General features: G+C 41.0%; 8 protein-coding genes. 3 read left to right on the top strand and 5 right to left on the bottom strand.

Features of this window, described 5'->3' with window-relative positions; all coding sequences use genetic code 11:
• Nucleotides 1-161 precede the first annotated feature (161 nt).
• The gene (locus tag A9267_RS01515; protein WP_065107987.1) at nt 162-704 is read right to left on the bottom strand and encodes a 4Fe-4S dicluster domain-containing protein; all 543 of its coding nucleotides are present in this window, start codon (nt 702-704) and stop codon (nt 162-164) included.
• Between the two features lie 24 nt (nt 705-728).
• Nucleotides 729-2,987: a molybdopterin-containing oxidoreductase family protein gene (locus A9267_RS01510; RefSeq protein ID WP_065107986.1), complete on the bottom strand. Its 2,259-nt coding sequence runs from the start codon at nt 2,985-2,987 to the stop codon at nt 729-731.
• Nucleotides 2,988-3,455: 468 nt separating this feature from the next.
• On the opposite strand from A9267_RS01510, the gene A9267_RS01505 reads away from it, so the two are divergent.
• From A9267_RS01505 to A9267_RS01495, 3 genes are all read left to right on the top strand, one after another.
• Nucleotides 3,456-5,552 carry a glycoside hydrolase family 97 protein gene (locus A9267_RS01505; RefSeq protein ID WP_231919027.1) on the top strand — a complete coding sequence of 699 codons (2,097 nt, stop codon included), beginning with the start codon at nt 3,456-3,458 and terminating at the stop codon, nt 5,550-5,552.
• A 523-nt stretch (nt 5,553-6,075) separates the two neighbouring features.
• Nucleotides 6,076-7,653: an MFS transporter gene (locus tag A9267_RS01500; RefSeq protein WP_065107984.1), complete on the top strand. Its 1,578-nt coding sequence runs from the start codon at nt 6,076-6,078 to the stop codon at nt 7,651-7,653.
• A gap of 81 nt (nt 7,654-7,734) precedes the next feature.
• Nucleotides 7,735-10,227: a glycoside hydrolase family 15 protein gene (locus A9267_RS01495; protein WP_065107983.1), complete on the top strand. Its 2,493-nt coding sequence runs from the start codon at nt 7,735-7,737 to the stop codon at nt 10,225-10,227.
• 193 nt (nt 10,228-10,420) lie between these two features.
• Here A9267_RS01495 and A9267_RS01490 read toward each other — a convergent pair whose 3' ends face one another.
• The 3 genes from A9267_RS01490 to A9267_RS01480 form a co-directional block, all read right to left on the bottom strand.
• The gene (locus A9267_RS01490) at nt 10,421-11,359 is read right to left on the bottom strand and encodes a DUF808 domain-containing protein (RefSeq protein WP_065107982.1); all 939 of its coding nucleotides are present in this window, start codon (nt 11,357-11,359) and stop codon (nt 10,421-10,423) included.
• 144 nt (nt 11,360-11,503) lie between these two features.
• Nucleotides 11,504-12,382: a transporter gene (locus A9267_RS01485; RefSeq protein ID WP_231919026.1), complete on the bottom strand. Its 879-nt coding sequence runs from the start codon at nt 12,380-12,382 to the stop codon at nt 11,504-11,506.
• A 263-nt stretch (nt 12,383-12,645) separates the two neighbouring features.
• Entirely contained in the window at nt 12,646-13,680 is a 1,035-nt protein-coding gene (locus A9267_RS01480; RefSeq protein ID WP_055026008.1) for a LacI family DNA-binding transcriptional regulator, read from the bottom strand.
• Nucleotides 13,681-13,726 lie beyond the last annotated feature (46 nt).

The raw sequence follows: 13,726 nt of genomic DNA, 5'->3' as shown, positions 1-13,726 counted from the left end.
TAACAAATCTTTATTTATTATTTTTACGTCTAAAAAAACTATACTTTAGTATTAAAAAAGCCTGTTAAATTAACAGGCTTTTACATAACAGCATTTCATTTTGAGCTTTAAAAAGGACATTAATATTTTAAATGCTCATAATATTAACGCTTTGCCAGTCACTAACCTCTTAATTTAATAAAGACTGTACTTGGGGCCGTACCTAAATCTTGATGACCATCACCTGACATACTCGCACCAGGTAACGCTAACGCCTCACTGAGATCCATCACATCTAGAACCTGTACAGGACATCCCGTTACACAGAAAGGTTTTTCACCGACATCAAGCCTATCTTTGCACATATCACATTTGGTTAGCACACCTCGACTTGGGTCGATCTTAGGCGCATCATAAGGACACGCATAATGGCAAACACCGCAACCAATACAAGTAGATTCATCTATGTATACAATGCCATCATCTCGTTGGATCATCGCACCTTGTGGACATTTCTCGACACAAACCGGTGACTCACAATGGTGACAAGACTGAGATAAAAATACCGAGACTTCTCTACCTTCACTATTTATTTTTTCGCCTTGGCTAATATCGCGCAAAGTAACGAATTCATTGACGTCGTTACCTGCTTGGCAAGCGACGGTACATGCTTCACAGCCGACACAGTTTTCTTGGCGAAATACAAAACATTTTTGTTCAGACATTTGTTTTTTCCTTAATGTAATGGATTACGCCAAAGCGATATCAACACGAGTTGAGTGGAAAGTTGAACCAAAGTTCATATCGGTTAATTCACTATTGGTAAGCTGATTAATAGCAGTGCCACTGCCGTTTTCATTGAGTTTTTTCCATGCATTTTTCCAAGCAAAAATTGTTCCTGCTGGTGTCATAGCTTCAACTCTTGCAGTGTATTGAATCACCACATCACGCTGACCATAACGACTCGCCGTTAACTTAACTTGGTCGCCATCACTGATCCCTTTGCGCATAGCATCATCGGGGTGAATATAAACCCTATGCTGCGGGAAAGTGCCTTCAATATATTTAACGTTTGCCCATTGCGAATTACTCAGCTTGGGATGCGCTGGAGAAAGTAAACGGAATTCACGTGATTTTTCATCATCTGTCATGCCTTTGGTGGCAAAGTCATCTGACTCTGGCGTACCAGTATCGATAACAGGATTGAATTTTTCAGGATCGAAATAAGTACCACTGGTGTCTTTAAATTCAATTTTTCCGCTAGGCGTTGGGAAGTCATAATTTTTACGGAATGGGTAATCAACCACTGGGCTATCCCAATTTTGAACACAGAGTTCATCGTAGCTAATGTTGCCCTTCCACGTACCACGTAAAATATCCTCAATACTTTCACTAAACTCAGGGTCGCTGTAACCCATGGCTTTTGCTAAATCTTGGAAAATAATGGTATCTGGTTTTGATTGATATAACGGGCTAATCGCTTGGGTGCTGTGTTTAGCATAATAACAGTGGTAACTATCAATCATATTAGCTTGCTCAATGTAACTTGAGGTTGGCAGTAAATAATCAACGTAGTCCATGGTATCGGTTTGGAATAGATCAATCCCGACTAAAAATAAGTCATCCCGCATTAACCCAATTTCAATTAAATCAGCATCAGGAGCAATAGCCATCGGGTTACTTGAATATACAATCATCGCTTTAATCGGATCGCATGGTTCATCAAACGCTAATGGGCCGACTTGACCATCTTCATGCTGATAATCTTCTGGCAGAAGTGATTTACCAATTTCACTAATATTGACAGTATCTCTTACTGCATCTTCTGGTGTTAAATGATTACCGCCACAATATGCCCAGTCAAACATTCCACCTGCTTGAGTGTTCAGATACACAACGCCTGCACCGACTTTACCAATATTACCTGTTAAAGCGGCTAATGTTGGAATAGCTTTTACCATACGTCCACCATTTAGTGTACGTTGTAAGCCATAACCAATACGGATCATTGCACATTCAGCGCCAGCATAAGCTCTTGCAAAAGACTGATACTGTGACTTGCTCACCCCTGTTTCAGCTTCAATTTGCTCATGGGTAAATTCTTCTAATCTTGCCAATAACGCATCATAGTCTTGGGTATACGATTCAATAAACCCAGTATCATGCAAGCTTTCTTCAATCAATATCTTAGCAATACCAATAACCAAGGTTGCATCTGTCCCAGGTGTCGGTTGTAACCAGATATCGGCCTGTGATGCTAGCGGCGTTCTTGCTGGGTTAACTACCAGTACTTTTGCCCCTTTATCACGCGCTTCATTGATAAATTTTAAGTGATGAATATTGGTCGCTTGTTCGTTTGTTCCCCACGACACAAAACACTTGGTATTGACGTAATCTTCTGGGCTCGGACCGGAGAACTCGCCTAAAATTGAGCTCATGCCAGAATAACCCGCACTAGCACAGATGTTTCGTTGTAAATTACGACTCGCAATTCGGTTAAAGAAACGGTTAGCACCAGAACTAGCACCAATGCCGCTGTAGCCTGAATAGAAATAAGGCACAATGGCATTACCAGAATAGGTATCAATAACTTCATTTAATTTTGCAGCAATTTCGCTATTAGCTTGTTCCCAACTAATTGGCTCGAAGGTTGCGCCAGGACCACGTGGACCTACGCGTTTCATTGGTTGCTGTATGCGGTCAGGACTGTATATAGATTCGAGATACGCATGGCCTTTTACACATGGCGTACCTGCAGTCACAGGATGCGACGGATCGCCACTAACAGAAACGGCAACCCCATCTTTAGTTGAAACTAGCAGGCTACATCTATCACCACAGTTTCTTGGACATGTTGTATGAAAAACACCGTCGGGTTCAGGTGTTGGCGGCTCTGTTACAGGTGGTTCTGTTGTATTGTCATCATCGCTACTAGAACACCCCATGATACTCGCAGAAAATGCAAAAGCACTACTGCCTTTTAAAAAACTACGTCTATTCATTGCCATCATTTAATCCTTATTGTTATTCAAAAAAACCATAGCAAATAACCGTGTTTTGTTAACAAAAAAAGATTAAAAAATATAATCTGTTCAAACATTTAGAAAATCATTTAACGCTATCACAGTTTCATCTTTTGGATATCAAGTTTTCACATATCAAAAGTGATTGTTAGTAAACATCTCATTAAAAATTTAAAGCTGTAAAAATAAAAACAAATGTATCAGCGCGATCAATATTTACATTGTCAGTATCAAACATTCACTGTTACATCCAGTTATTTTCCTAAAAAGTGCTAACTATGACTTACCAAAATTTATCACTCAGCAAAGTGTACTTAAAAACAACAAATTCTAATTTTTGAAAGCAGCATTGCGAATTTTTGGTTTGAATACGTATGCAGTCAATTGCGGCAAAAATATGAACAGCTCTAGTATGAAGTAACAAAAATAATTAAATCTATAATGGAGTTGTTAATGTCGCCGGTTTCAAGGAAGTCTCAACCTAATGTCTCGCTGTTACCCAAAAGAAATTTAGCTCGTCTACCGCTATTAATTAGTCTTGTTTTGCTTGGCACCCACCAACCGACCCTTGCAAAAACAGTAACCGTAAATTCTCCTGATAAGCGTATTTCAGTTAGCTTGACCGATGACGGTGACAGACCGGAATATAAAGTAACTTTTAGCGGTAAAGAAGCCGTACTTAATTCAAGACTAGGCTTGGTTTTTGAAACATTTGGTGAATTTGGTAGCGGTTTTGATATTACAGAGTCCAGTAAGTCAACGCACTCTTCTCGATGGCAACAACCTTGGGGCGAGCGTGAATGGATAGACGACAACCATAATAAGCTGACAGCGACTTTTTCTAATGGTCGGCATCAATTTGCGCTGGAGTTCAAAGTATTTGATGACGGTATCGGATTTAGATATCTCGTCCCGAAGCAAGCGTCATTTGATAAAGTGACTCACCTTAATATCACCAATGAGCTGACAGAGTTTTCCGTTCCTGATGCGCATCAAGCAACTGCGTGGTGGATCCCTGGCCGAGGCTGGAACCGTTATGAGTATTTATATCAAACAACATCGGTTAACAAAGTCGACCGTGCCCACACACCTTTCACTTACAAATTAACTTCAGGGCTTCACTTAAGTATTCATGAAGCGGCTCTAACAGATTATGCAGCGATGGTGTTAGATCAGCGCCGAGATGGCACGCTTAAAGCCGATCTCACCCCTTGGTCTGATGGCACCTTAGTCAAAACTCAACCTGGTTTCAGTACCCCTTGGCGCACTATTCAAATTGCTGATGCAGCAACTGGACTTCTCAATTCTGATTTAATCCTTAACCTGAATGAACCGAACAAACTCGGTGATGTTTCATGGGTTGAACCTGGTAAATACGTCGGTATTTGGTGGGGGATGCACATTAATGAAAACACTTGGGGTTCTGGCGAAAAACACGGTGCAACCACCTCAGAAACGAAACGTTATATGGATTTTGCAGCTAAGTACGGTTTTGATGGTGTTCTCGTTGAAGGCTGGAATCTTGGTTGGGATGGAAGCTGGTTCCATAACGGTGATGTATTCAGTTTTACTCAGTCTTATGATGATTTTGATATTGATGCTGTCAGTGCACATGGAGCAAACAACAATGTGCGTTTAATTGGCCATCATGAAACTTCAGGTTCTGTGACCAACTACCGCAATCAAATGAGTGACGCTTATGATTTATATAAGCAACACGGCGTAACACAAATCAAAACAGGTTATGTTGCTGRTGGTGGCGACATTAAGCGAGTCGACTCGCAAGGTATTGTTCGCCATGAATGGCATGATGGTCAATTTATGGTTAATGAGTATCTTCATAGCATTACAGAAGCTGCTAAACGTCAAATTAGCATTAATACTCACGAGCCAATAAAAGACACTGGTTTAAGACGAACCTACCCTAACTGGATTTCTCGTGAAGGCGCTCGCGGTCAAGAATTTAATGCATGGGGAACGCCTCCTAACAGTCCAGAGCATACCGCAATATTGCCATATACACGCATGCTATCAGGACCGATGGACTTCACTCCGGGTATTTTTAATCTTGCCCCTGAGGGACTTGATGCCGTTAACCGCGTCCAAACAACCCTCGCAAAGCAACTGGCTTTGTATGTTGTACTGTACAGTCCAATTCAAATGGCAGCTGATTTACCAAGAAATTACGTTGAACGATTAGATGCATTTCAATTCATTCGAGATGTACCAACGGATTGGAGCGAGACTATTGCGGTCGCTGGCGAGATTGGCGATTTTGTTGCCTTTGCACGAAAAGACCGCGCTTCAGAGGATTGGTATTTAGGCGCGCTAACCGACGAATCTGAGCGGGAGTTAACAATCAAGTTAGACTTTTTATCAGCTGATAAATCCTATCAAGCACAAATATATCGTGATGGAGCCGAAGCTGATTGGAAGACCAATCCATACGACTATGTTATTGAAAACAAGCAAGTGACAGCGAAAGATACCTTAACATTAGCCCTTGCCACCAGCGGCGGTGTAGCGATTCGTTTTATCCCAGTCGATTAACACTCAACTTTAAGTCTCCCCCCAAAAACCTGATGCGCAAAGTGATTGTTGCCATCAGGTTTTTCTTCATTTACATTGCCTTAGCTCACAATAAAAACAACACCAAAGACGCTATGACATTTAAGAATACACCCCACAATCTTGTTACAAATATGATCGGTTTTCGTTGTGCATAAATGATGAATACGTATGTAATTAGTTGTGCCAAAATCCACCACAAGGCTAATATAAAACCTGCTAAATTTCTTCCTCTGCTTGTGGGGATGAAATGGGCTAGGTCGTTACTGGCGCATCACCTTCATCGGATTGTGTCAGGTTTAAGAACCTTTCTAACTTCTTTATCAATCGAAGTCAGAATACGAGGTCTTTGGCGAATACCCGTCTTAGGGAGATGTGTATTCGCCATTTTTTTAACTATCGTCTATTCAAGCCGAAATGAATACCTAGCAAAATAACAAGTAACAATAAGAATTCAGCCATGATGCTGAACAGCCCATTTATAATGGAAGATAAAGGAAGATACATGTCTGCCGATAATACATCGCATCAGGGTACACCGAATAAACAACCGCTACGTCAGCAACCAGAATTAAACTTCTGGCAAATTTTCAATATGTGTTTTGGATTTTTGGGGATCCAATTTGGCTTTGCACTTCAAAACGCCAATGTCAGCCGTATATTTCAAACGCTAGGCGCTGAGATTGATGAAATTCCAATCTTATGGATTGCTGCTCCGTTAACAGGACTTATCGTTCAGCCCATTATTGGCTACTTAAGTGATAATACATGGAATGGACTGGGTCGCCGTCGCCCGTATTTTTTAATTGGCGCAGTTTGTACCACACTCGCATTATTTATCATGCCGCATTCTCCAGTTTTATGGGTAGCAGCGGGCATGCTTTGGATCATGGATGCCTCAATTAACATTGCCATGGAGCCATTTCGTGCATTTGTTGGAGATAACCTACCGAAGTCTCAGCGTACTCAAGGCTATGCGATGCAAAGCTTCTTTATTGGAATCGGCGCCGTTGTAGCATCAGCCTTGCCGTATTTATTAACCAACTATTTTGATGTGGCGAATACTGCTCCTGAAGGCGAAATTGCCGACTCGGTACGTTACGCATTTTATTTTGGTGGCGCCGTTTTGTTCCTCGCGGTTGGGTGGACCATCGTAACCTCTAAAGAATATTCACCTGAAGAACTGGCCTCTTTTCATCAAGAAAATGATGAAGAATTAATAACTGAAAACAATAGCGATAGCCGCACTAGAACAGCTAAGCAATATCAATTTGCTTCTATGCTTTGGATGGCGATTGGTGGTGGTTTAACAGGTTTAGTTTTTGGCCTTTCGTTAGATAAGCAGCTTTATATATTGACCATCGGTATTTTTGTATTTGGCCCTTTGCAATTTTACTGCGCCAAAGCCCTCGCAAAAGTTAATCCAAATGACATCGCTGAGCGCGAAAGTCTAGGCATGGTATTTAACGTAGTTGATAATTTATTCCATATGCCAAAAGCCATGCACCAACTGGCCATCGTACAATTCTTTTCATGGTTTGCCTTATTCGCAATGTGGATTTATACCACTTCAGCAGTCACCTCTTACCATTATGGTACCAGTGATGTACTGACCAAAGCCTACAATGATGGCGCTGATTGGGTCGGTATGCTATTCGCTTCATATAATGGTTTTGCTGCTGTTGCTGCGATTGCAATACCGTTTCTAGCAAAAGCAGTCGGAATAAGATTCACACATACCATCAATTTAACATTGGGTGGTTTGGGGCTTATCAGCTTTTATTTCATTAGCGATCCTGCCCTACTTTGGATACCTATGATTGGAGTCGGCATCGCGTGGGCGTCAATCTTATCAGTACCGTACGCAATGCTATCTGGGATCTTACCACCTAAGAAAATGGGGGTGTTTATGGGAATATTTAACTTTTTCATTGTTATCCCTCAATTGCTTGCGGCCAGTGTTTTAGGCGTAATTCTTAATACATTATTTGATGGAGAGCCAATCTTTGCATTAATTACTGGCGGTGTGTTTATGATTATTGCGGGTATCGCAGTGTTGTTTGTAGACCAACCAAAACAATAACTTATTGAGTCATATTTCTGATTATTCAAATTATAAAACGTTTCGTGACTATACGCGGATCTTGATTGGGGAAAGTTACACATGATGGGTAAAAGCATTAACAGTTATAAAAAAACTACACTGGCAAGTGCGATCAATATTGCAATGATTGGTGCCTCTATTTTCGCTTTATCGGCTTGTTCAGAAACAACAGCCAATAAAGATGTTCCAGCATCAACAGACACCAGTTCAGTAGTGACTCAAGTGCAAATAGCACCGGGCGCGCCAGGTGCTGCGCCTACATGGGCTTTTTCTGGTAAGACAGGTATCGGTACATCTTATGAGCCTTACATTGACGGTCATTACCAAGGAACAGCTGAGAACCCTGTCAGTAAAGTGTGGTTTTCACTCGCACAAGGGATCTTAACCGAAACCATGTATGGCATGATCCACAATGCACAACTAAAAGAAATGCAATTTATCATCACTGGTGAAGGGTTTGTCGATACAGAAAAAGATGACACGATCAGCACCATCGAATACCTACATCAGGATGAACAAGGTCGCCCACTTTCATTGGCATACAAAGTCATTAATAAAGCTAAAAACGGTCAATATCAGATAGAAAAACATTTTTTCACTGATCCAAACCGTGACAGTATGATGATGAAGGTTATTTTTACTGCTTTTGCTGATGGAATAACCCCTCATTTATACGCTAACCCGCATGTGGATAATAGCGGTGCTAACGATATTGCGAGTATTGAAGAGCAAGCACTTGTTGCTTACACCAATGCTAAAGACTCATCTGTGATGACGATTAAATCCGATGTAGCCTTTACAAAAGCTTCAGCAGGATTTGTTGGTCAGTCAGACGGCTTAGTGGATTTGGCAGATAATGGCGTACTGGACAACATCTATCAATCTACCAGTAAAGCAACAGAAACTGTCGGTAACGTTGCGTTAACTGCTCAGTACAAGACGCTCAACAAAGCCACTGGTGAAAACACCTTAGAAATGAATGTGGCTATTGGTTTTGGTGCAGACAAAGCCCAAAGCTTAGCTAATGTTGAAGCCACGCTTTCTGCAGGTTACGACAAAGTATTAAGTGCTTATTTAGGTGATGATAAACACCTTGGCTGGAAAGACTACTTAACTGGTTTACCCGCACTTAATGCCATGAGCAGCAATACTACTGATGATGGCAAATTACTTTATACCAGTGCGTTAGTGCTAAAAGCGCAAGAAGATAAAACCCATGCCGGAGCATTAATTGCTTCGCTATCAAACCCATGGGGTGACTCAGTCTCAGCTAAAGTCGGTAGTACAGGCTATAAAGCAGTTTGGCCACGTGACTTTTATCAATGTGCAATGGCCTTTCTTGCTATGGGCGATCTTGAAACGCCAAAAGTGGCTTTTGAATACTTGAAAAAAGTGCAAGTTAGTCAGCAAACGCCTGAATATGTTGGCACGCCTGGTTGGTTCTTACAAAAAACGCATGTTGACGGTCAAATTGAATGGGTGGGCGTGCAGTTAGACCAAACAGCTATGCCAATTATGTTGGGGTGGAAGTTATGGCAAGCTGGCGTATTAACTGATGCTGAAATCACTCAGTGGTACCAAGACATGTTAAAACCCGCTGCAGACTTTTTAGTCACTGGCGGTAAAGTTAAATTAGACTGGAACGATACTGAAATAACCCCGCCAAATACCCAACAAGAGCGCTGGGAAGAACAAGCGGGATTCTCACCTTCGACAACTGCAGCAGTCATTGCAGGATTAGTGGCAGCCAGTGATATTGCCCAACTAGTTAACGATAAAAAAGCAGGCGAATATCTAACGTTAGCCAAAGAACTAGAAGCAAGCCTTGAAACCACTATGGTGACTAACAATGGCGAACTTGCCAAAGAAGGTAAACCTTACTATGTGCGTATCAGTCCAAACGGAAACCCAAATAATGCTGATAAATTACTGGATAATAATGGTAAGCCAGGGTTAGATCAGCGCCAGATTCTAGACGGCGGTTTTCTTGAATTAGTTCGTTACGGTGTTAAGGATGCTACAGATGGTATCATTCAGAACAGCGTCATGCTGATTGACGATACAACTCTTGAGCATAATCTACGTGTTAAATATGAATTTACTGCCAAAGATGGCAGCAAAATTCCAGGTTACCGTCGATATGGTAATGATGGTTATGGCGAAGATATCACAACTGGTTTCAGCTATGCTGAGCAAGGTAATACCGCCGATCAACGAGGCAGAGTATGGCCATTCTTTACCGGTGAACGTGGTCATTATGAGTTGGCACTTGCCAAATCGACCGATAGTTTAACGCCAGAAGTCCACCAGCAATTAATTAATACCTACGTTCAAGGTATGGAAACATTTGCTAATGAAGGCTTAATGTTGCCAGAACAAGCTTGGGATGGTGTTGGTAATCCAACTCGTTATAACTACGCGATGGGTCAAGGCACTAACTCAGCAACACCACTTGCGTGGACACATGCTGAATACGTTAAGTTAGTACGCTCGATGACTGATAAGGCAGTATGGGATTTCTATCCTGTTGTTGCGGATAAACTGGCTGAATAACTGGTAGATTTAGATAGTTGGCTTGCTTTTAAAGCATATTATTAACTATCGCTAAAAGAGTGAGTTATTGAATTCAGAAAATTAACAATCTTCTGTTCAACACCTACAAATCGAAAAATGCCACTCAATGAGTGGCATTTTTATTTTGGAGTTTGCTAAAACAAATCTAGCGATTACCTAAGCGTTTTGTCGTTTATTGTCCTTGCTTTAGTTTAGCAAATAACGAAAATATCGATACGGCAATGGCACCGGCAATCAAACCAAAAATCGCATTGAGTATGCTTGGAGTTATAAATGCCAGTACATAGCCCACATATTCGACTTCAGCAATCCATAGCGCTGTTTGTGTAATTAAGCCGCTAACTTGATGAATACCATGTGTCAGAATACCTCCACCTACCATGAACATTGCTATCGTGCCGACAATTGTGAGTCCTTTCATTAAGTACGGTGCAGAGGTTAATAAACCAAAACCAAGCTTATGCCAAAAAGCAACTAAGGCCCCTTTGCCTTGTCGTTTTGTTAAGTACAACCCTAAATCATCAATCTTAACAATGCCTGCTACTAATCCATAAACGCCAACAGTCATAATAATCGCAATGACACTTAAGGTTAAAAACTGACTTAACAAACTACTTTGAGCCACAACACCCAAGCTAATCGCAATGATCTCTGCTGATAATACAAAATCAGTTCTAATTGCCCCCTTCACTTTTGTCTTTTCAAAAGCCGCAATATCTTCTACTGATTTTTCAACAACAGCCTGCTCTGTCAAGTCAGTTTGCCGATCTTTACGATGAACATACCAATGATGGACTTTTTCAAATCCTTCAAAGCATAAAAATAACCCACCAAACATGAGCAGCGGTGTTATTGCCCAAGGAATAAAAGCACTGATTAATAAAGCAGCTGGAACAAGAATTAATTTATTGAGAAAAGATCCCTTAGCAACGGCCCACACAACAGGTAATTCACGTTCAGAGGCAACACCTGATACTTGCTGAGCATTTAGCGCTAAATCGTCTCCCAACACACCTGCTGTTTTTCTGGCAGCAACTTTACTCATAGCAGCAACATCATCCAAAATTGCAGCAATGTCATCCAATAACATTAATAAACTTGCGCCAGCCATATCTCGTCCTTGTTTGTCGTCAATGTTCTTGTTTTGACTAATCGGGTTGCGATTAATGATGTTAATCGTATTTTTAAGGTTAAAACCTAAGCTTAATATTGCTTAACGATAGCTCAAGTCGACGTTTTACTTTCGTCAAAGCGATTAAAAAGCGTATTGCCAGACTAATCCCAGTGTATCGAAATCATTCCCTATGCGTGTGATCACGCCCGTACTGGCATAAAGCTTCATACTATGATGTTGATTAAAGGCAAGTGAATACGTCAGTCCAAAACGTGAATTGTCCTCAGCATCATCAGCGTCAATTCCATTTTTGCTGGTTTCTCCGCCAACAAAGTAATTTCCACTCAATGACACCCATTGCCCTGGTCCTATACTGTATATGACATGAGCTTGAAACGTGTATTGTGCTTGTTTCTCAAGTGACACTTGATTGTAAAACTCATCATTATCACTATAGATTCGAATTGACGTCATGGCATCGTAATACCAATTACCCACTCGGTACGACATCCCTATTCCTGGTCTAAATACCCATTGATTGGCACCAGCGTTGATCAGTTTATCTTCATCATAGGTTCCTAATGGCAAGCTAAGTTGCAAACTTGAGCCAACAACTAATCCATCTTTAGATTTGGCAAAATCTTTCCTTTGTAATGCTTGTGCACCATAAAAGTTCCAAGTCAGACGCATTTTAGGATCGCCATAACCACATCTGTCAGCTTCAACAATGTCGTTTTGATAATTCGCTGAGCCTGCCATACAAATGCGAGATAAGGACATATCAAATTTTGATGAACTACCCGCTAGCGCAAATGAGTGCGCATAACCAAGCACGGCAGCATCTAACGCTAAATGTGCATCTTTGAGTGGGACTGAAGGTGATGGCGATAAGGCCCCTTCGGAGTGCAGATAGCCCAGGGCTAGAAAATGCATGTCGATAGGGATATTGGTATAACTGCGAGGTTCAAGATCTTGGCTATACACATGGGTATGCCAAAACAGCGCTGTAATGCCTAACAAACTTATTTTGCTAAACCTTGTGAGCAATGCGAATGCACATCGATTAAATCGGGTTAATTCCTTCATAAATTACAAAGCATTTTCCATAATGACTGATATAAAACGGACTTACACAAGAAACAAAGACTTAAGCGATAGTCATTAGCGTGGCAAATGTCACTAAAACAAAATGCGGCACTGATTACCGCACTTTTAATAACATAGCGTGGCTAACATAAAGTGACTATCATAAGGTGGCTAACATAAACCAAAGTCATTATTTGTTACGACTTATCAACGCCACCGCACGACTGCCTAACCACTAAATTAGTCGGAATTAACTGCGGTCCAACGTCCTTACCACGAATTAATTTCAAAAGACTTTCAACTAAAATTTCACCTGCCAGTTTAGTATTTTGTTTGACCGTGGTGAGCGCAGGGTTTGCAAAACTTGCAACCGGAATGTCATCATAACCAACAACGGCAATGTCTTCTGGTACATTAACGCCGCGCTGTTTAAGTGCTCTTATTGCACCAATGGCGATTAAATCACTGGCAGCAAAGATTGAATCGAATTGATGCCCGCTATCTAATAATTTCATTGCAGCATCAAAACCTGAGCTTTCAGTGCTAATGGCATCAAATTGACATTTTTTATTGAGTTTAATACCCGCTTTTTTTAGCGCTTCGGCGTGACCTAAATAACGGTCTCGAAACTCAGGGCTATGCTCTGATGCATCCCCTAAAAAGGCAATATTCTTTAAGTTTAATGAGAGAATGTGCTCTGTGGCGATAACACCGCCTTGGTGATTATCACAACCGATGGACAGCACTTCTTTGTTATTATGTTCTGCCCCCCAAATAATAAAGTGGGTATTTTGTTCTAATAACTTTTGCAGCTTATGTTCATAGTCTACGTAGTCTCCGTAACCTAATAAAATAATCCCATCAGCTTTATTACTGTCTTCGTAATCTGCATGCCAATCACTCGAAAGCTGTTGAAATGAAACGAGTAAGTCATACCCTTGCTGTGCTGTTGCACGGGTGATTGAACCAAGCATAGATAAAAAGAAAGGATTAATTAACGACTCATCGTTTGTGGGATCTTCACATATTAACAGCGCTAAAGTATGGCTATTCTGGGTACGAAGATTACTGGCGTTTTTATCGACTTTGTAATTTAACTCTTTGGCAATAGCTTGAATGCGTTGCCGCGTTTCCAAGTTTACAAGTGGACTATTTCTCAACGCTCTAGAAACAGTAGATTGAGATACGCCAGCACGGTATGCGATATCAATTGAGGTAGCTTTAGATGTCATTTTGCATCAGGCCTTTTTATAGTTATTTTAGATACTCACGTATTGT

This window comes from Shewanella sp. UCD-FRSSP16_17 (assembly GCF_001675935.1).
GTDB classification, from domain to species: domain Bacteria; phylum Pseudomonadota; class Gammaproteobacteria; order Enterobacterales; family Shewanellaceae; genus Shewanella; species Shewanella japonica.
The sequence above is the reverse complement of the archived record's forward strand: the minus strand, read 5'-3'. Positions and strand labels throughout refer to the sequence as shown.